The following is an 18,851-nucleotide window of genomic DNA, read 5'->3' as shown; positions in this document are numbered from 1 at the left end:
TCTTGACGATCGGTGAAAACCCGGCCACCAATGCCCCGAGGACCAGCCGTCCGCACTGCGGGCGGCCTTTTTGGGAGGAATGCGATGTCCGGTGTCCGTCTGGATGGAATCGTAAAAGCTTATGGTGCAGTGCAAGTTGTCCACGGGATCGAACTGGACGTGCAGGAGGGCGAGTTCGTCGTGCTTGTGGGGCCTTCGGGCTGCGGCAAGTCGACGACGCTGAGGATGATCGCGGGGCTGGAGGAAATCTCCGGCGGCACGCTGACCATCGACGGTCGCAAGATGAACCGCGTCGCGCCCAAGGATCGCGACGTGGCGATGGTGTTCCAGAACTACGCGCTCTACCCGCATCTGAACGTGGCGGAGAACATCGCCTTCGGCCTGCGGATCCGCAAGGAGAAGAAGGAGCTCATCAAGAGTTCCGTCGACGAGGTCGGCGGCATCCTGGGGCTGACCGACTACCTGGAGCGCCGTCCGGCCGACCTCTCCGGCGGCCAGCGCCAGCGCGTCGCCATGGGGCGCGCCATCGTGCGCAGGCCCAAGGTCTTCCTCTTCGACGAACCGCTGTCGAACCTCGATGCCAAGCTGCGCACGCAGATGCGCGCCGAGATCAAGCGCCTGCACAACCGGCTGGGCGCGACCTCGATCTACGTCACCCATGACCAGGTGGAGGCGATGACCCTCGCCGACCGGATCGTGGTGATGCATGACGGCCGGATCGAGCAGGTCGGCACCCCGATGGAGCTGTTCCTGAACCCGGTCAACACCTTCGTCGCGGGCTTTCTCGGCTCGCCGCCGATGAACATGCAGCGCGCCACCGTCGTGGCGGGCGAGGGCGGGCCGATCGCGGAATTCAAGGGCCAGAGCCTGCCGCTTCCGGCTCTGGAGGCGCTGCGCCCGGGGCAGGAGATCGTGATCGGCATCCGTCCCGAATATGCCGAGCTGCGCACCGCGCCGGAACCGGGCACCATGCAGGTCGATGTCGACCTGGTGGAGACCCTGGGCTCCGAGGCGCTGATCCACTGCATGCTGGGCGACGATCCCTTCGTCATCCGCGCCGAGACGATCGGCCAGCCGCTGAAGGTCGGCAGCCGGGTCAGCTTTGCCGTGCGTCCCGACCTGCTGCGCCTCTTCGATGCCCGCAGCGGCCGCGCGCTGCCGGGCCAGCGGGCAGGCGAGGCGCTGAGCTTCGGCGCGGAGGCGGCCGCGCAATGACCCATGTCCCCGAGATACAGGGCAATCGCACCGAGGAACTGGTGATCGAGGCCCGCGAGGCGCAGCGCGAGCGCGCCCCCAGCCGGGTCGCGCGGGTGGGCGACCACCTCAAACGCGAATGGCAGCTTTACGTCATGCTGATCCCGACGGTGATCTGGCTGCTCGTCTTCCTCTACAAGCCGATGTACGGGCTGCAGATCGCCTTCAAGGACTACTCCATCTTCCGGGGCATTTCCGGCAGCCCCTGGATCGGGCTGGAGCATTTCCAGACCCTGTTCAACAACGACCAGTTCCTGCGGGCGCTGAAGAACACGGTGATCATGAGCGCCTACGGGCTGCTCTTCGGGTTCCCGGTGCCGATCCTGCTGGCGGTGATGTTCAACGAGATCCTCAGCCCCTGGTACCGCAAGACCGCCCAGACCATCGTCTATCTGCCGCATTTCATCAGCTCGGTGATCATCGCGGGGATCGTCATCACGGCCTTCTCGCCCTCGGCGGGGATCGTGAACACCTTCCTGGGATGGTTCGGGGTCGATCCGATCTACTTCCTGACCAAGCCCGAATGGTTCCGCCCGATCTTCATCGGCACCGGCATCTGGCAGGAGGCGGGGTTCCAGTCGATCGTCTATCTGGCCGCCATCGCGGGGATTTCGCCGACGCTCTACGAAAGCGCGGTGGTCGACGGGGCCAGCCGCTGGCAGATGATCTGGAAGATCACCATTCCCAGCATCCTGCCGACGATCATCATCATGCTGATCATCCGCATCGGCAACATTCTCGAGATCAGCTTCGAGATGATCATCCTGCTGTACCAGCCGGCGACCTATGCGACGGGCGACGTGGTCAACACCTTCATCTACCGGCAGGGCATCCAGGGCGGTCAGTACGACCTTGCCGCCGCGGCCGGCCTGTTCAACGCGGTGATGGCCTTCGTGCTCGTGATCTCCGCCAACACCCTGTCCAAGCGCTTCTCGCGCACCTCGCTCTGGTGACCGCGCCATGAACAAGCTTCATCTCTATTCCCGCGGCGACCGTCTGTTCGTCATCGTCAACATGGTGCTGATCGGGCTGTTCACGCTCTCGACGCTGTATCCGTTCATCTACATCACGTCGCTGTCCTTCAGCTCCGGCTTCGAGGCACGGGCCGGGAATGTCATCCTGACCCCGGTGGGCTTCACCATCGAGGCCTACAAGCGCGTGCTGAGCGAACCGATGTTCTGGATCAGCTACAAGAACACGTTCATCTACACGATCTTCGGCACGATCACCTCGCTGATCTTCATCATCCCCGGCGCCTATGCGCTGTCCAAGCCGCAGCTGTACGGGCGGCGGTTCTGGAACCTGATGGTGGCCTTCACCATGTGGTTCAATGCCGGGCTGATCCCGTTCTTCCTGAACATGCGGGACCTGGGGCTGCTGGACAGCTATTTCGGCATCATCATCGGCTTCGCGGTCAACGGCTTCAACATCATCCTGCTGCGCAACTTCTTCGAGGCGATCCCGAAAAGCTTCGAGGAGGCCGCGCGGATGGACGGGGCCAACGAGTTCCAGGTGCTGTGGAAGGTCTTCGTGCCGCTGTCGAAACCCGCCATCGCGACTGTCGCGCTGTTCTGCATCGTGTCGCGCTGGAACGGCTTCTTCTGGGCGATGGTGCTGCTTCAGGATACCGAGAAGGTCCCGCTGCAGGTCTATCTGCGCCAGACCATCGCCGATCTGACGGATAACGAGGAATTCGCCTCCTCGCTGATGACCTCGGCCTACAGCTTCGAGACGGTCAGCGCGGCGATCATCGTCTGCTCGATCATCCCGATCCTGCTGATCTACCCGTTCATGATGAAATACTTCACCAAGGGAATCCTCATGGGAGGGGTGAAGGAATGATCCACGCACGCATACCGGGAGGAAAACACATGCGTATCCGGACCAGCCTTGCCGCGGCGCTCGCCTGCACGGCCCTGACATCGCCGACACTGGCCGATGACGGATTTCCGATCGTCGACGAGCCGCTGGAACTGACCATCCACATGCACTGGCCGCGCGCCCAGGGCTACGGGGTCGGCGGCGATACCAGCAAGATCTACCCGGTGGAGGAAGTCGCCCGCGAGAAGACCGGCATCTGGCTGATCGACGCCACGGCCGGGAAGAACACCAAGGACAATAACGAGGCGATGAACCTGCTCCTGGCGCAGGGCAAGCTGCCCGATATCGTCGGCGGCAACCGCATCCAGCAGCCGGTGAACCAGTACGGCCCCGAAGGCGCCTTCCAGCCGCTGGACGATCTGATCGAGGAACACGCGCCGCATATCAAGGCCTTCTTCGACGAGCGCCCGGAGCTGCGGCAAGCGATCTCGGCCCATGACGGCAAGATGTACTACATCCCCTACCTGCCCGACGGCAAATACGGCCGCGCCTGGTACATCCGCCGCGACTGGCTGGACAAGCTGGGGCTGGAGACGCCGGACAATGTCGACGAGCTCTACGAGGTGCTCAAGGCCTTCCGCGACCAGGATCCCAACGGCAACGGCCAGAAGGACGAAGTGCCCTATTTCGCCCGCGACTGGGAAGAGGTGCTGCGCCTGCTGACCCTGTGGGATGCGCGCTCGTCGGGATCCGACACCTATCACGACTTCTACGTCGATGACGGCGAGGTGGTGCATCCCTATGCGGTGGAGGCCTATCGCGACGGCATCGCCAATATCGCGAAATGGTATGCCGAGGGCCTGATCGATCCCGAGATCTTCACCCGCGGCTCCTCCTCGCGCGAATACCTGCTGGGCGAGAACCTGGGCGGGGTGACCCATGACTGGTTCGCCTCGACCTCGGGCTACAACCAGGCGCTGGCCGACAAGATCCCGGGCTTCGACTTCTCGCCCTTCCTGCCGCCGGAATCCGCGGGCGGGGTGCGCATGGAGGAACATCGCCGCATCCCGATCAAGCCGGATGGCTGGGCGATCTCCTTCTCCAACGAGCACCCGGAGGAGACGATCCGCTATTTCGACTACTGGTTCACCGAAGAGGGCCGGAACCTGTCGAATTTCGGGGTCGAGGGCAAGACCTGGAACATGGTCGACGGCGAGCCCGTCTTCACCGACGAGGTGCTTTCCAGCAGCACGCCGGTTAACAGCCAGATGTACCTGGAAGGCGCGCAGATCTACCGCGGCTACTGGATGGACTACCGCTATGAATGGCAGTGGACCTCCGAGGGCGCGCGCGAGGGGATCAAGCTCTATGACACGGAGGATCTGCTGGTCGACCAGTTCCTCGGCGTCGCGCTGAACAAGGACGAGCAGGAGGTCTATGACCGCTTCTGGCCGTCGATCCAGACCTACATGCTGGAACGCCAGCAGGCCTGGATCCTCGGTTCGGGCGATGTGACCGCCGACTGGGACAGCTATGTCTCCACCCTCGACCGGATGGGGCTGCCGCAGGTGCTGGAGGCGATGAACAGCGCCTATCAGCGCCAGTACAACTGAGCAGTTCCCCAAGGGCACGGCGGACTCTTCCCCCGCCGTGCCTGCCTTCCCAAAGACACGAACCGGAAAGACGCCCCATGCTCGGCACCATCACCCCCGATCTCGACGAACCGCGCGCGGGCCGCCTGACGATCAGCTACGCCCCGGATGACAGTTCGGAGATCCGCGAGAACCCGCCGCGTTTCACCTGGCTGCCCGTCATCGAGGACACGGCGCGCTATGTGCTGCGCCTGTCGCAGGATCCCGATTTCCCCTCCGAGGGGACCCGGCTCTTCGGCCCGATCGACCTGAATTTCTTCACCCCCGACACCGTTCTGCCCGAGGGGGTCCATTACTGGAGCTACGCGGTCTGCGACGATGCCGGCCGCCCCGCCAGCGCCTGGAGTTCCGTGCGCAGCTTCGCCATCGCCGCGGGTCTGCCCGAGACGCCGCTGCCCGCGCGCGCGGCGCGCTACGCCTCCGCGGACATGGCCCATCCCCGGCTGTGGATGGGGGCCGCGCGGCTGCCGGAATTCCGTGCCGCCATTGCCGCCGACCCGGCGCATTGCACATGGCAGACCTTCTACGACAAATCCGTCCTGCCCTGGATGGATCGCGAGATCATGCGCGAACCCGCGGGCTATCCCGGTCACAAGCGCGTCGCGCCGGTCTGGCGCAAGACCTATATCGAGCTGCAGGAATGCATGTATGCCGTGCGGCACCTGGCCATCGGCGGCAAGGTGACGGGCGATGCCGCGATGACGGCGCGGGCGAAGGAATGGCTGCTGGAAATCGCCTCCTGGGATCCGATGGGCGTCACCTCGCGCGCCTATACGGACGAATGGGCCTACCGGGTGAACAACGCCCTCGCCTGGGGCTATGACTGGCTGCATGACGATCTGGACGCGCAGGAGCGCGCGACCGTGCGCGACGCGCTGCTGGCGCGGACCCGCGACATTGCCGAACATGCCATCGTCAACGCCAAGATCCATCTGTTTCCCTATGACAGCCACGCGGTCCGGTCGGTCTCGCTGACGCTGGTTCCGGCCTGCATCGCGCTTCTCGACGAGGATGAGGACGGCGAGGCGCGCGCCTGGCTGGATTACTGCATCGAGTTCCTGTTCACCGTCTATTCGCCCTGGGGCGATGCCGATGGCGGCTGGGCGGAGGGCACCAATTACTGGATGATGGGCATCGCCTATCTGATCGAGGCGGCCAACCGGCTGAAATCCTTCGCCGGGCTCGACCTGTATGCGCGGCCCTTCTTCCAGAATACCGGGGATTTCCCGCTGTATTGCAAGGCGCCCAACACGCGCCGGGCCAGTTTCGGCGATGACAGCACCCAGGGCGACCTGCCCTGCATCAAGACCGGGCTGAACATGCGCCAGTTCGCGGGCGTTACGGGCAAGGGCGCTTACCAGTGGTATTGCGACGAGAACCTGCGCCTGAACCCGGGCACGGAAGGCGCGTTCTACAATTGGGGCTGGTGGGACACGAATTTCGACGAGCTGACCTTCCGCACCGACTTCCCGGTGGTGGAGGCGACCGCGCCGGAAAGCGGGCTGCGCCATTTCCGCGGCATCGGCTGGGTCGGGGTCCAGCACGAGATGGCCGATCCCGACAAGCATGTGCAATTCGTGTTCAAATCCTCGCCCTTCGGGTCGATCAGCCACAGCCATGGCGACCAGAATGCCTTCTGCATGGCGGCCTTCGGCGAGGACCTGGCGATCCAGTCCGGGTACTATGTCGCCTTCAATTCCACCATGCACCGGCTGTGGCGGCGCCAGACCCGGTCCAAGAATGCGATCCTGATCAACGGCAAGGGCCAGTATGCCGAGAAGGACAAGGCGCGGGCGATGGCCGCCTCGGGCCGGATCCTGGCCGCCGAGCAGCGCGAGGACCACATCTTCATCCATGGCGATGCGACCGCCGCCTATCAGAGCCTCTCTCCCGAGGTGACGCGCGCCGAACGCGAGGTCTATTTCGTGCGCGGCAGCTATTTCGTGATCGTCGACAAGGTGGATGCCTCCGAGCCGGTTAGCCTGGACTGGCTGCTGCATGCCAATGGCCGCTACGAGCTGGGCACCAATTCATTCCGCTACAAGGGAGAGCGCGCGGGGTTCTACGGGCAGGTCGTGTGGTCCGAGGGCGGCAAGCCCGAGCTGAGCCAGGAGACCGGGTTCCCCGATGTCGATCCGGCGGAATACGAGGGCCTGCCGGTCAGCACCTGCCTGACCGCGCGCTACCCGGCCGCCACGCGCCACCGCATCGCCACGCTGCTGGTGCCCTACAGGCTGGAGGAGCCGCAGCGGATTTTCAACTTCATGGACGATCAGGGCTATGACGCGGACCTGTATTTCACCGATGCCGACGAGAACAGCTTCAAGGTCGTGATGAAGAAGCTGGCCAATACCTGAGCGACCGCGGCCCGGGACCGGGCAAGACGAGAAGGACAGATCATGAAACTCAAGGGACAGACCGCCATCGTCACCGGTGGCGGGCGCGATATCGGCGCGGCCTGCGCATTGAAGCTGGCCGCCGAGGGCGCGAATGTGGCCGTCAACTATTTCTCCTCCTCCGCCGGGGCGGATGCGGTTGTGGAAAAGATCCGCGCCGCGGGGGGGCAGGCCTTTGCCATGCAGGGCGACCTCAACGACCCCGAACAGGTCATCGCGCTGGTGGCCAGGACGGTGGAGACCTTCGGCGGGCTGAATATCCTGGTGAACAATTCCGGGGGGCTGATCGCGCGGGTGCCGATCGCCGAGATGACGCTGGAACACTGGAACAAGGTCATGGACCTGAACCTGACCAGCACCTTCCTGATGATCCATGAAAGCCTGAAATTCATGGATTACGGCACGATCGTGAACCTTGCCAGCCAGGCGGGGCGCGATGGCGGCGGTCCGGGGGCTGCGGCCTATGCCGCCTCGAAGGGGGCGGTGATGACGCTGACGCGGGGGCTGGCCAAGGAACTGGGGCCGAATATCCGGGTCAACGCGCTGTGCCCGGGCATGATCGACACCGATTTCCACAATGTCTTCACCCGCGACGAGGTGCGCCGCAACGTGGAGGCCGCCACCCCGGTCCGGCGCCAGGGCCTGCCCGAGGACATCGCCAATGCGGTGCTGTTCCTGGTCAGCGACGACTCCGCCTTCATCACGGGCACGAATATCGACATCAACGGCGGCATGCTCTTCAGCTGAGCGGCTGCCTGCGGAACATCCCGGCAGGCGCCGCCGTGGCGGCTGCCGGACAGGGACGGGAGGAGGCCCCGCGGGGCCCGTCATCATCATCCGGGAGGATTCATCTTGCAACGCTTGACACTTGCCTGCGGCACCGCCGCCCTGGCGCTCATGGGCGGGGCTGCCCTGGCGCAGACCGCCTGCACCGATCCCGCGCAGCTGCGCGTGGTCTCGGCCGTCGATGACGGCAGCTTCGACGGGTCCTACGGCCCGGAATACGCCGTGGACGGCATGTTCGACCCGGATTCGCGCTGGTCCTCGAAAGGGGCCGGCAAGACGCTGACCCTGGATCTGGGCGAGGCGCAGCAGCTGCGCGAGGCCGGGCTTGCCTTCTACAAGGGCGACGAGCGGCGGAACATGTTCCGGCTGGAGGCCTCGATGGACGGCGAGACCTTCGCGCCGGTGCTGGGCGAGACCACCAGCCAGGGCGGCACCACCGCGATCGAGCGCGTGGATATCGAGGATGTCGAGGCCCGCTATCTGCGCGTCGTGGGGCTGGGCAACGAGGGCAGCGAATGGAACAGCGTGCTGGAGGTGCAGGTCTATGGCTGCGGCTCCGGCGAGATGGCGGCCTCCGGCGACGGCAGCGACGGAGCGCGGGTCGCGGGGCTGAGCGCCTACGGGCTGAGGACCGATGCCCCGCCCAGCGAAAATTTCGACCTGACGCGGTGGAAGATCACGCTGCCGGTGGATCGCGACGGCAACGGCAAGGTCGACGAGATCGAGGAGAACGACCTTCAGGGCTGGTCGGATCCCGATTTCTTCTACACCGACCCGGTGACCGGCGGCATGGTGTTCCGTGCCGTGCCCGGCGGCGTCACGACCCAGAATTCCAGCTATGTGCGCAGCGAGCTGCGCGAGATGATGCGCGGCGGCGACGAAAGCATCTCCACCCGCATCGATGACGGCACGCCGAACAAGAACAACTGGGTCTTCGGCACGGCACCCGCCGAGGCGCAGGAGCTGGCCGGCGGCGTCGACGGCACGATGCGCGCCACGCTGGCGGTCAACCAGGTCACCCGCATCGGCGAACGCGGCAAGGTCGGCCGGGTCATCATCGGGCAGATCCATGCCAAGGATGACGAACCCATCCGGCTCTATTACCGCAAGCTGCCGACCAACAAGTTCGGCTCGATCTATTTCGCCCATGAGCCGGTCGAGCAGGACGACCTGTATGTCGAGGTCATCGGCGATCGCGGCGACATGGCGCCCAACCCCGAGGACGGGATCGCGCTGGACGAGGTCTTCTCCTACGAGATCCGCGTCAGCACCGAGGATGACGACGGCACGGCGCGCCCGATGCTGCATGTCACCATCACCCGCGACGACGGCAGCGTGATCGAGGCCGAACCCTTCGACATGAGCGACAGCGGCTACTCCCACGGCAAGGACTTCATGTATTTCAAGGCCGGGGCCTATTCGCAGAACAACACCACCACCTGGCCGGAGCGCGATTTCGACCAGGTCACCTTCTACAAGCTCGAGGTCGAGCACGAATGAGCCGGGCGGGGCCGCCTTTGCGGCGGCCCCTTCGCGGCAGGACAGCAGCAGGGCATCCCATGGATCAATCTCCGCCATCCACTCCCCGGATCCTCGCCATCGGCGAATGCATGATCGAGTTCAGTCCCGCCGGGGAGGCGGAGGCCTATCGCCGCGGCTTTGCCGGGGACACGTTCAACACCGCCTGGTACATCCGCCAGGTCCGGCCACAGGCGCTGGTCTCCTACCTGACGGCCATCGGCGACGATGCCGTCTCCGACCGGTTCCTGGCCTTCCTCGACGAGACCGGGATCGACCGGCGTTTCGTGCGGCAGGTGCCGGGCGGGACGATGGGGCTGTACCTGATCGCGCTGAAGGATGGCGAACGCAGCTTCTCCTATTGGCGGGACATGTCGGCGGCGCGGCTGCTTGCGGAGAATTCGCGCCGCCTGGATCAGGCGATGGCCGAGGCGGACACGATCTATTTCTCGGGGATCACCCTGGCGATCCTGTCGGATCCCGCGCGGACGCGGCTGTTCAGGGCGCTGGAACGGGCCCGCGTGCAGGGGCGGCTGGTGGCCTTCGATCCCAACCTGCGTCCGCGCCTGTGGGAGGATGCCGCCACGATGCGCGACCGGACCATGCAGGCGGCGGCGCTGAGCGACCTGGTGCTGCCCTCCTTCGAGGATGAGGCGACCCATTTCGGCGATGCCGATCCGCAGGCGACGATCGCGCGCTACCGCGCGGCCGGGACGCTGGCGGTGACGGTGAAGAACGGGCCGGGGGCGGTCCATTACCTCGAAGGCGCCGCGCAGGGCGTGGTCGAGATCCCCGCCGCCGCGGAGGTGGTCGACACCACCTCGGCGGGCGACAGTTTCAACGCGGTCTACCTGGCCTGCCTGGGCGACGAAGGGATGACGATCCGCGACCGCATCCTCGCCGCGGCGGCCATGGCGCGCCACTGCATCGGCGGGCGCGGCGCGCTGGTGCCGCTGAAGGACGCCGCTGTGCTTTGACACGGGGGCTGGCCGCGCAGGACGCGGCCGGAAGGAGATGACGACATGCTGAAAGTCCTGATTGCCGGAACCGGTTTCGCCGGCGAGGGCCATGCCGATGCCTTCCGCGCGGCGGGATGCGAGATCGCGGGCATCGTCGGGCGCACGCCCCATGTGACCGAGGACGTGGCACGGCGGAAGGGCATCCCCTTCGCCGGCACGGATTGGCAGGCGGCGCTGGAGCGGTGCCGGCCCGACATCGTTTCGATCGCCACGCCGGGCGGCGCGCATTACGATCCGATCTGCCGGGCCATCGCCGCGGGCTGCCATGTCTTCTGCGACAAGCCGATGACCGACCGGGCGGACACGGCGGCGGAGCTGGCCCGGCTGGCGCGCGCGGCCGGGGTGAAGACCGCCTATGCCGCCAGTTTCCGCTATGCGCCCAGCGTGCAGCACGCGAAACGACTGGTGGCCGAAGGCGCCATCGGCGCGCCGACCGAGATCGAGTGCATCTCGCATTTCAACCTGGACCGCAACATCCCCTTCGGCTGGTCCCACCAGAAATCCGCCGGCGGCGGACGGCTGAACAACAACTTCACCCATACGCTGTCCATCGCCTGTGCCGTGGCCGGCGAGAAGATCCTCTCGGTCATGGGCGAGGTGCGCGACGACCTGGGCCGGGCGCCGATCGTCGAGGGGGTGCACAACTTCGCCACGCGGCGGGACCACATCCCCGAGGATCTGGGCGATCCCGCGCTGAAATGGGGCGAAAGCGATGTCGAATGGTCCTATACCGTGCTGGCACGGTTGCAGAGCCCCTTCGCGGAGAAACCGGTCTCCGTCCTGTTCAAGCATGGCGGGCTGGTGCCGCGGTTCCACGAGGATCACATCGTGATCTATGGCGCGAAGGGCGCGATCTACATCAAGGGACACTATGGCAGCGGGCAGCTGTCGCTATGGGGGCCGAAGGCGGGCTGGCGGGATCTGCCGCTGCCCGGCGATATCGCGGCCTCCGTTCCGGATGTGGCGGGCGAGACCGAGCAGTGCTGGCACTATCTTGCGCGCGCCTTCGTCGGCGACATCCGGGGCGAGCCGGTCGAGCCCTACCCGACCTTCCGCGAGGGGGCGCGCTATCAGCAGATCATCGACCTGATCCGCCGCGATGACGGCTGGACGGACGTTTCGGGCCTGGACTGAGCGGGCGGAAGGACAGGACATGAAAATTACCGATGCCAAGGTCTTCGTCGGCGGGCCGGGCAAGAACTACGTGACGCTCAAGATCCTGACCGATCAGGGCGTCTACGGGCTGGGCGATGCGACGCTGAACAACCGCGAGACGCTGCCGGCCGCCTATCTGCGCGATTACCTGATCCCGGCGATCATCGGGATGGACCCGCGCAACAGCGAGGATATCTGGCAGTTCCTCTATCGCGGGGCCTATTTCCGCGGCGGCCCGATCGCCATGGCCGCCTATGGCGCGATCGACATGGCGCTGTGGGACATCAAGGGCAAGATCGCCGGGCTGCCGGTCCATCAGCTGCTGGGCGGACGAAGCCGCGACGGCGCGCTGGTCTATGCCCATGCCGCCGGATCGGACCTGGAGGATCTGGCGGATTCGGTGGCCGCCCGCATCGAAGAGGGCTACAGGGCGGTGCGGGTGCAATGCGGCATTCCCGGCATGCCGGGGGCGGGCTATGCCGTGCCCGGGACGCGCGGCGCGCGCCATTACATCACCGATTTCGGCGGCCTCCGCCCGAGCGTCGAATACTGGGACAGCGGCCGCTATCTGCGCTACATGCCCGGCGCCCTGTGCGAGTTGCGCGACCGCTTCGGGCCCGAGCTGAAGATCCTGCATGACGTGCATCACCGGCTGATGCCGCGGGAGGCGGCGGCCTTCGCCCGGGCGGTGGAGCCTGCCGACCTCTTCTGGCTGGAGGACCCGACGCCTGCCGAGGACCAGGATGCGCTGCGGCTGCTGCGGCAGCATTCGACCGTTCCGGTCGCCATCGGCGAAGTGTTCCAGTCGCTCTGGCAGTGCAACAGGCTGATCAAGCAGGAGCTGATCGATTTCATCCGCGTGGCCGTCACCTATGCCGGGGGGATCACGCCGGTGCGCCGGATCGTCGACCTGGCCGGGATGCATCATGTGCGCACCGGTTTCCACGGCGCCCCCAGCCATTCGCCCGTCTCGATGGCGGCGCAGGCGCATCTGAATGCCTGGGCCCCCAATTTCGGCATCCAGGAATACCTGGTGCTGGGCACGGCCGAATGCGACGCGCTGTTTCCCTCGGATCACCGCATGGAAGGCGGGCTGTTCCATGTCAGCGACGCGCCGGGGCTGGGGGTGGATTTCGACGAGGCCCTCGCCGCGCGCTACGTCTATGCGCCGGGCAGCCACCCGGTGGTGCGGCTCGAGGACGGGACGATGTGGGATTACTGAGGCGCAGAGGGGCGGCAGGCCGCCCCCCGGCCGGGATCAGGCGTAATTGCCGGGATAGAGCGCCCGCAGCGACGCCGCGTCGCCCGGGGTCTTGAAGGGAATGCCTTCGGCGATGCGGCCGGCCACTTCCACGGCGGGGCGGGCATTGATCGCCTCGAACCAGCGCGCGACCTCGGGAAAATCGGCCAGCGCGTCCTCGCCCATCACCCGCGGCGCGCGCATCACCCAGCCCCAGGCCGAGATGTCGGCGATCGAATAGCTGTCGCCCACGATGAAGTCGCGGCCCCGCAGATGGTCGTTCAGCACCTGGTAATGGCGGCGCGCCTCCTTCATGTAGCGGTTCCGGGCATAGGGGATTTCCTCGGGCGCGGCATGGTGGAAATGCACCGATTGCCCCGAGAACGGCCCGAGCCCCGTGCCGATGAACATCAGCCATGACAGGAGGGCGCCGCGCTGTTCCGGCGCCGCGCCGAGCCGCCCGGTCTTCTCCGACAGGTAGAGAAGGATCGCCGTGCTGTCGAAAACTGCGGTGCCGTCCTCGTCGACGATGGCGGGCAGCTTGCCATTGGGATTGATCGCGCGGAAGGCGGGATCGTGCTGTTCGCCCTTCGCCGTGTCGATCGGCACCAGGTCGAAGGGCAGGCCGGTCTCGGCCAGGAACAGCGCGACCTTCATCGGGTTGGGCGTCGGGTGATAGTAGAATTTCAGCATGTCTCTTCCTCTGCGCCGGTCAGGTTTCCGGGGCGATCTTGTCCTGGGTGCGCAGATCGAAATCCGAGGCGTCATGGCGTTCATGCAGCTGCTCGGACAGCGGTCCGGAGGTGCGGTTCACGATCCGCCCGCGCTGCACGGCGGGCCGCTCCAGGATCTCGCGGGCCCAGCGGCCCAGATTGGCATAGCTGTCCACATCCAGGAATTCGCCCGCATCATAGGCCTTGCCCAGCACTAGGTTGCCGTACCAGGGCCAGGTCAGGATATCGGCGATGGAATAGCTGTCGCCGCCGAGAAAGCGCTTCTCCGCCAGTTCGCGGTCCAGCACGTCCATCTGCCGCTTGGCCTCCATGGTGAAGCGGTTGATCGCGTATTCGAATTTCTCGGGGGCATAGGCATAGAAATGCCCGAAGCCGCCGCCCAGATAGGGGGCCGATCCCTGCAGCCAGAACACCCAGTTCATCACCTCGGTGCGCGCGGCGGGGTCGGAGGGCAGGAAGGCGCCGAATTTCTCGGCCAGGTACAGCACGATCGACCCGCTTTCGAAGACCCGGATGCCGGTGTCGCGGTCCAGCATGGCGGGGATCTTGGAATTGGGGTTCAGCGCCACGAAGCCCGAGGAGAACTGGTCGCCCTCGCCGATGCGGATCAGGTGCGCGTCGTATTCCGCCCCCGCGTGACCCAGCGCCAGCAGCTCCTCGAGCATGATGGTCACCTTCTGGCCGTTCGGCGTGCCCATCGAATAAAGCTGGATCGGATGGCGTCCCAGCGGCAGTTCGGCCTCATGGGTGGGGCCCGCGACGGGACGGTTGATCTTGGACCAGTTGCCGCCGCTCTGCGCATCCCAGGTCCAGACCTTGGGCGGGGTGTAATCGGACATCGCTCGGTTCCTTCGATTGCCGCGGCACCGCCTGCCTGTTTCGGGACGGGGGCCGCGCTGATGCGTTCGGGCGAAGGCTAGGTCCCGCGGCAGGCCTCGGCAAGCCACCACTGGAGCGATCACTCAAAATTGCGGAAGGCTCTGGCCGGTCGGCCCGGCGGCTCAGATGAAGTAATCCGGCAGGGACAGCTTCATGGCCTCCAGATGTTCCAGCACGCCGCGCAGATGCGCGCGGACGGCACCCTCGGCCCGGTCGGGATCGCGCGCGGCCACGGCCTCCACGATGGCCGCGTGCTGATCGACCAGCGGCGCCACGGGCAGTTCCGCGGCGGTCAGGTGCCGGACCCGGTCCATGTGCATCTTGATCGATTCCAGGTGCAGCCAGGCGCCGGCCTGTCCGGCGGTCTCGGCCAGGGCCCGGTGGAACTGTTCGTCGAGCTGCATGAAGACCGGGCCCCCCGCGCCCAGGCTGGCGCGCTGCCGGTCCAGCATGTCGCGCAAGAGGCGGATGGCGGCATCATCGGCGCGGGTCGCGGCAAGCCGGGCGATATCGGCCTCCACCGCCTCGCGCACGAAACGCGAGGTCATCACGTCCTCTATCTTGATGCGGCACACGAAGGTGCCGCGCTGCGGGCGCACCTCGACCAGCCGGTCGGCGGAGAGCTTGATGAACGCCTCGCGCACGGGCTGGCGCGACAGGCCGTAATCGGCGGCGATCTCCTTCTCGGACAGGCGCGTGCCGGGCACCAGTTCGCCGGTCACGATGCGCCGCCGCAGCGTCAGGATCAGCTGGCTGCCCACGGGGGCGGACAGTTCGAAGGAGGGATCGAGGCTCATGCCCGGACTGTACCGGCCTGTCCAAAATAAATCAAGCAAGCCATACTACCATACTTGTCAAACAAGATAGACGATTCTAGGATCCAAGTTGAAGAGGGAGGTGCGCATGCGACAGACATGGCGATGGTTCGGTCCGCTGGACGGGGTCGGCATCGACGACATGATGCAGGCCGGGGTGGAGGGGGTCGTCTCGGCGCTTCATCACGTGCCCACGGGGGCGGTCTGGAGCCCCGAGGAGATCCGCCGCCGCCAGGACGAGATCGGGCGCCGCCGCGACGGCCGCCCCTCGGGCCTGGCCTGGGAGGTGGTCGAAAGCCTGCCGGTTTCCGAGGACATCAAGAAGCAGCAGGGCGACTGGCGCACGCATATCGCGCATTACCGCGAAAGCATGGCCAACCTGGCCCGTGCCGGGATCGAGGTGATCTGCTACAACTTCATGCCGGTGCTGGACTGGACGCGGACCGACCTGGCCTGGGAGGTTTCCCATGGCGGCACGGCGATGCGTTTCGACCTGGCGGATTTCGCCGCATTCGACATCCACATCCTGCAACGCCCCGGCGCGGCCGAAAGCTTTCCCGAGGCGGTGGTGGCCGAGGCGGCGGTGCGGTTCGCGGCGATGGACGAGGCCCGCCGGCAGCAGCTGATGGACAACCTTGTCTGCGGCCTGCCCGGTGCGGCCGAGCAGTTCACGCTGGAGGATGTGCGCGCGCATCTAGCTGAATATGCCGGGCTGCCGACGGCGACGCTGCGCGGTCACCTGATCGATTTCCTCGCCGAGGTGGCCCCCGAGGCCGAGCGGCTGGGGCTGCGCCTGTGCTGTCATCCCGACGATCCGCCCTTCCCGCTGCTGGGCCTGCCGCGGATCATGTCGACTGAGGCGGATTACCGCGCGGTGCTGGATGCGGTGGACCTGCCCGCCAATGGCGTGACCCTGTGTTCGGGCTCGCTGGGCGCGCGGCCGGACAATGACCTGCCGGGCATGATGGAGCGGCTGGGCGATCGCGTGCATTTCCTGCATCTGCGCAATGTCACCCGCGACACCGATACCGTCCCGTGTTCCTTCTACGAGGCCGAGCATCTGGGCGGCGGCACGGACATGGTCGCGCTGATGAAGGCGGTCGTGGCCGAGGAGGCGCGGCGGCGCGCGGCAGGGCGGGCGGATGTCTCCATCCCGTTCCGTCCCGATCACGGGCAGGACATCCTCGACGATCTGGGCCGCAAGGCGCAGCCCGGCTATCCGGCGATCGGGCGGCTCAAGGGGCTGGCGGAACTGCGCGGCATCATGGCGGCGCTGGAACACGGGGCCGCACGGGCATGACCGCGGTGGCGATGCCCGACGGCCTGCAGGGCTGCCGGATGGCGGGGGCCTTCGCCTCCGCGCTGATCCCGGCCTGGCTGGACCTGGCGCTGCCTGCCGGGACGGATCCGGCCCCGGTGATCGAGGAACTGGCCCGCGAGGGCGGGCCGGTCACCACGCTGACCCAGGCGCGCACGGTCTTCATGCTGGCGCATCTGGGGCGGCTGACGGGCGATGCCCGGCTGGTGGCGGCGGCAGGGCGCATCTGCGATTTCCTGCGGGCCCATCTGCGCGATGCCGATGGCGGCTGCCGCTACAGCGTGGCGGCGGACGGCACGCCGCTGGAGGATCCCGGTGCCGCGCTGCGGCGCAGCTATGACCAGACCTTCGTGCTGCTGGCGCTGGTGACCCTGCGCGATGCCGATCCGCAGGCCGTCGCCGCCGCCGAAATCGACGGCTGCTGGGACTTCATCGACACGGTTCTGACCGATCGCGTCAGTGACGCCCTGTGGGAGGATGACCGCATGGCGGCCCGGGGTGCGGGGCCGGATGATCTGCGCGCGCAGAACCCGCACATGCACCTGCTGGAGGCGGTGCTGCAATGCCTGGAGCTGACCGGCGACCGGATCTGGGCGGATCGCGCCGACTGGCTGGTCGCGGTGGCAGAGCGGTATTTCATCGACCCCTCCACCGGGGCGGTGCGCGAATTCACCGGGCCGGATTTCCGCCCGCTCGACACGGCCGCGGGGCTGCGGCGCGAACCGGGGCACCAGTATGAATGGGCCTGGCTGCTGGAGCGCCACGCGCTGCTGACCGGCCGCGCCGGGGCGGCAGGCCTGGTCCCGGCGATGCATGGCTTCGTCACCGCGCATGGCTGGCAGGGCAGGGGGCCGATGGAAGGCGCGCTGTTCGACGCCGTCGATGCGCAGGGGAGGGTGACGGAGGAGACGCATCTTCTGTGGCCGCTGACCGAGGCGGGGAAATTCTATGCCGCCCGGGCGCGCGAGACAGGCGACGCGGCCGCGGCGGAGCGGGCGCGGCAGATCGCGGAGGTGATCTTCGGGCGCTATTTCGACGGCGACGGCCGCCCGGCCTGGGTCAACCAGTTCGACGCGGGGGGGAACGTGTCCTGGCCCGCGGGGCTCAGCCGGCTTCTGTATCACGTGGCGCTTTTCGTGACCGAAGGCGCCTCGGCCGGGCTGTGGCCGCTTGCGGCCCCGGCCTCCCGGTCCTGACGACCGGATCCGACGCATACCAAAAGGGAGAGTAGACCATGAAACACCTGATTTGCAGCACCGCCGCGCTTGCGGCGATCCTGGGCGCCGCGCCGGTCCTGGCCGCGGATTACCAGCTGGCGCTGTCGACCTCGCAGCCGCAGACCGATCCGATGGTGATCGCGATGCAGCAGGCCGAGGAGAAGATCGAGGCGCGCAGCGAGGGCGCCATCGAGATCACCATCTATCCCAGCTCGCAGCTGGGCGAGGACAATGACGTGCTGGAGCAGATCCGCAACGGCGCGCCGATTGCCGTTCTGGTCGATGCCGGCCGCCTGGCGCCGTTCCAGAAGGAACTGGGCATCCTCGCCGCGCCCTATCTGGTGGATGACTATACCGGCTATGCCGCGATCACCGACACCCAGGTCTACAAGGACTGGGTCGAGGGGCTGGCCGAGGCCAGCGGTCTGCGCCTGCTGGATTACAACTGGTTCCAGGGCACCCGCCAGATGTTCACTCGCAAGCCGATCGAGAGCCCGGCCGACCTGGAAGGCGTGCGCGTGCGCACCATCGACGCGCCCGGCTGGGTCGCCACGATCGACGCGATGGGCGCCACCCCCGCGCCGATGCCCTGGTCCGAGGTCTATTCCGCGCTGCAGCTCGACGCCATCGACGGGGCGGAGGCGCAGCTGACCGGGGCCTACGGGATCAAGCTGCACGAGGTGACGACCAATGTCGCCTTCACCAACCATATCCAGCTGTTCACCGGCCTGGTGACCTCCGACCAGTGGTTCCAGGCGCTGCCCGCGGATCTGCAGGCGATCGTGACCGAGGAACTTGCCGCGGCGGGCGATGCGGCGACGCAGATGACCGTCGACAAGCTGGCCGAGGTGCAGGCGGAAATGGAAGCCGCCGGGGTCACCTTCAACGAGGTCGACCTGGCCCCGTTCCGCGAGGCGGTCGCCCCGGTCTATGACGAGATCGGGCTGAGCGAGGCGCGCGCCGCGCTCGAGGCCGAACTCGACGACTGAGCGCGGCCCGGCCCGCCCGCGCCACCGCCGGGCGGGCCGTTTCCTTGCGCAACCCCGA

At 66.8% G+C, this 18,851-nt stretch carries 16 protein-coding genes; 13 read left to right on the top strand and 3 right to left on the bottom strand.

Annotated features, from left to right (window positions below; genetic code table 11):
* The first annotated feature begins 30 nt into the window (after positions 1-30).
* The 10 genes from ICN82_RS01090 to manD all read left to right on the top strand — a co-directional run bounded on the left by ICN82_RS01090 (position 31) and on the right by manD (position 12,823).
* A complete protein-coding gene (locus tag ICN82_RS01090) occupies positions 31-1,215 on the top strand; it encodes an ABC transporter ATP-binding protein (RefSeq protein WP_330998942.1) in 1,185 nt (394 codons plus the stop codon).
* Positions 1,212-2,207, top strand: coding sequence for an ABC transporter permease (locus ICN82_RS01085; protein WP_193178981.1), 996 nt, complete (start codon positions 1,212-1,214; stop codon positions 2,205-2,207). Before ICN82_RS01090 ends, ICN82_RS01085 begins: the two co-directional genes overlap by 4 nt.
* A gap of 7 nt (positions 2,208-2,214) precedes the next feature.
* The gene (locus tag ICN82_RS01080) at positions 2,215-3,096 is read left to right on the top strand and encodes a carbohydrate ABC transporter permease (protein ID WP_193178980.1); all 882 of its coding nucleotides are present in this window, start codon (positions 2,215-2,217) and stop codon (positions 3,094-3,096) included.
* Positions 3,097-3,125: 29 nt separating this feature from the next.
* Positions 3,126-4,688: a type 2 periplasmic-binding domain-containing protein gene (locus ICN82_RS01075; protein WP_193178979.1), complete on the top strand. Its 1,563-nt coding sequence runs from the start codon at positions 3,126-3,128 to the stop codon at positions 4,686-4,688.
* 77 nt (positions 4,689-4,765) lie between these two features.
* Positions 4,766-7,084 (top strand): DUF4962 domain-containing protein, encoded by a 2,319-nt coding sequence (locus ICN82_RS01070; protein ID WP_193178978.1) that lies wholly within the window; start codon positions 4,766-4,768, stop codon positions 7,082-7,084.
* Positions 7,085-7,126: 42 nt separating this feature from the next.
* Entirely contained in the window at positions 7,127-7,870 is a 744-nt protein-coding gene (locus ICN82_RS01065; protein WP_193178977.1) for an SDR family NAD(P)-dependent oxidoreductase, read from the top strand.
* Positions 7,871-7,975: 105 nt separating this feature from the next.
* Positions 7,976-9,409, top strand: a complete 1,434-nt coding sequence (locus tag ICN82_RS01060; RefSeq protein ID WP_193178976.1) for a polysaccharide lyase family 7 protein — start codon at positions 7,976-7,978, stop codon at positions 9,407-9,409.
* Between the two features lie 59 nt (positions 9,410-9,468).
* A complete protein-coding gene (locus ICN82_RS01055; protein ID WP_193178975.1) occupies positions 9,469-10,404 on the top strand; it encodes a sugar kinase in 936 nt (311 codons plus the stop codon).
* A gap of 45 nt (positions 10,405-10,449) precedes the next feature.
* A complete protein-coding gene (locus ICN82_RS01050) occupies positions 10,450-11,580 on the top strand; it encodes a Gfo/Idh/MocA family protein (protein WP_193178974.1) in 1,131 nt (376 codons plus the stop codon).
* 19 nt (positions 11,581-11,599) lie between these two features.
* Positions 11,600-12,823, top strand: coding sequence for a D-mannonate dehydratase ManD (gene manD / locus ICN82_RS01045; protein WP_193178973.1), 1,224 nt, complete (start codon positions 11,600-11,602; stop codon positions 12,821-12,823).
* Between the two features lie 36 nt (positions 12,824-12,859).
* Here manD and ICN82_RS01040 read toward each other — a convergent pair whose 3' ends face one another.
* The 3 genes from ICN82_RS01040 to ICN82_RS01030 form a co-directional block, all read right to left on the bottom strand.
* Positions 12,860-13,534, bottom strand: a complete 675-nt coding sequence (locus ICN82_RS01040; protein ID WP_193178972.1) for a glutathione S-transferase family protein — start codon at positions 13,532-13,534, stop codon at positions 12,860-12,862.
* 19 nt (positions 13,535-13,553) lie between these two features.
* Positions 13,554-14,414, bottom strand: coding sequence for a glutathione-dependent disulfide-bond oxidoreductase (gene yghU / locus ICN82_RS01035; protein ID WP_193178971.1), 861 nt, complete (start codon positions 14,412-14,414; stop codon positions 13,554-13,556).
* 162 nt (positions 14,415-14,576) lie between these two features.
* A complete protein-coding gene (locus tag ICN82_RS01030) occupies positions 14,577-15,251 on the bottom strand; it encodes a GntR family transcriptional regulator (protein ID WP_193178970.1) in 675 nt (224 codons plus the stop codon).
* 106 nt (positions 15,252-15,357) lie between these two features.
* Here ICN82_RS01030 and uxuA point away from each other — a divergent pair, with 106 nt between their 5' ends.
* Genes uxuA through ICN82_RS01015 form a run of 3 tightly spaced genes read left to right on the top strand, consistent with a single transcriptional unit; the run spans position 15,358 to position 18,793 of the window.
* Positions 15,358-16,569, top strand: a complete 1,212-nt coding sequence (uxuA, locus tag ICN82_RS01025) for a mannonate dehydratase (RefSeq protein ID WP_193178969.1) — start codon at positions 15,358-15,360, stop codon at positions 16,567-16,569.
* The gene (locus ICN82_RS01020; RefSeq protein WP_193178968.1) at positions 16,566-17,783 is read left to right on the top strand and encodes an AGE family epimerase/isomerase; all 1,218 of its coding nucleotides are present in this window, start codon (positions 16,566-16,568) and stop codon (positions 17,781-17,783) included. Before uxuA ends, ICN82_RS01020 begins: the two co-directional genes overlap by 4 nt.
* Before the next feature lie 38 nt (positions 17,784-17,821).
* A complete protein-coding gene (locus ICN82_RS01015; RefSeq protein WP_193178967.1) occupies positions 17,822-18,793 on the top strand; it encodes a C4-dicarboxylate TRAP transporter substrate-binding protein in 972 nt (323 codons plus the stop codon).
* Positions 18,794-18,851 lie beyond the last annotated feature (58 nt).

The organism is Mangrovicoccus algicola (assembly GCF_014903745.1).
Classification (GTDB): domain Bacteria; phylum Pseudomonadota; class Alphaproteobacteria; order Rhodobacterales; family Rhodobacteraceae; genus Mangrovicoccus; species Mangrovicoccus algicola.
Note: the sequence above shows the minus strand (reverse complement) of the source record. Positions and strands in the feature narration are given on the sequence as shown.

What these genes read in the sequence shown, in the direction of transcription:
- ICN82_RS01090 (WP_330998942.1), top strand. Translation starts at nt 31, where the DNA reads ATGCCCCGAGGACCAGCCGTCCGCACTGCGGGCGGCCTTTTTGGGAGG.
- ICN82_RS01085 (WP_193178981.1), top strand. Translation starts at nt 1,212, where the DNA reads ATGACCCATGTCCCCGAGATACAGGGCAATCGCACCGAGGAACTGGTG.
- ICN82_RS01080 (WP_193178980.1), top strand. Translation starts at nt 2,215, where the DNA reads ATGAACAAGCTTCATCTCTATTCCCGCGGCGACCGTCTGTTCGTCATC.
- ICN82_RS01075 (WP_193178979.1), top strand. Translation starts at nt 3,126, where the DNA reads ATGCGTATCCGGACCAGCCTTGCCGCGGCGCTCGCCTGCACGGCCCTG.
- ICN82_RS01070 (WP_193178978.1), top strand. Translation starts at nt 4,766, where the DNA reads ATGCTCGGCACCATCACCCCCGATCTCGACGAACCGCGCGCGGGCCGC.
- ICN82_RS01065 (WP_193178977.1), top strand. Translation starts at nt 7,127, where the DNA reads ATGAAACTCAAGGGACAGACCGCCATCGTCACCGGTGGCGGGCGCGAT.
- ICN82_RS01055 (WP_193178975.1), top strand. Translation starts at nt 9,469, where the DNA reads ATGGATCAATCTCCGCCATCCACTCCCCGGATCCTCGCCATCGGCGAA.
- ICN82_RS01050 (WP_193178974.1), top strand. Translation starts at nt 10,450, where the DNA reads ATGCTGAAAGTCCTGATTGCCGGAACCGGTTTCGCCGGCGAGGGCCAT.
- manD (WP_193178973.1), top strand. Translation starts at nt 11,600, where the DNA reads ATGAAAATTACCGATGCCAAGGTCTTCGTCGGCGGGCCGGGCAAGAAC.
- ICN82_RS01040 (WP_193178972.1), bottom strand. Translation starts at nt 13,534, where the DNA reads ATGCTGAAATTCTACTATCACCCGACGCCCAACCCGATGAAGGTCGCG.
- yghU (WP_193178971.1), bottom strand. Translation starts at nt 14,414, where the DNA reads ATGTCCGATTACACCCCGCCCAAGGTCTGGACCTGGGATGCGCAGAGC.
- ICN82_RS01030 (WP_193178970.1), bottom strand. Translation starts at nt 15,251, where the DNA reads ATGAGCCTCGATCCCTCCTTCGAACTGTCCGCCCCCGTGGGCAGCCAG.
- uxuA (WP_193178969.1), top strand. Translation starts at nt 15,358, where the DNA reads ATGCGACAGACATGGCGATGGTTCGGTCCGCTGGACGGGGTCGGCATC.
- ICN82_RS01020 (WP_193178968.1), top strand. Translation starts at nt 16,566, where the DNA reads ATGACCGCGGTGGCGATGCCCGACGGCCTGCAGGGCTGCCGGATGGCG.
- ICN82_RS01015 (WP_193178967.1), top strand. Translation starts at nt 17,822, where the DNA reads ATGAAACACCTGATTTGCAGCACCGCCGCGCTTGCGGCGATCCTGGGC.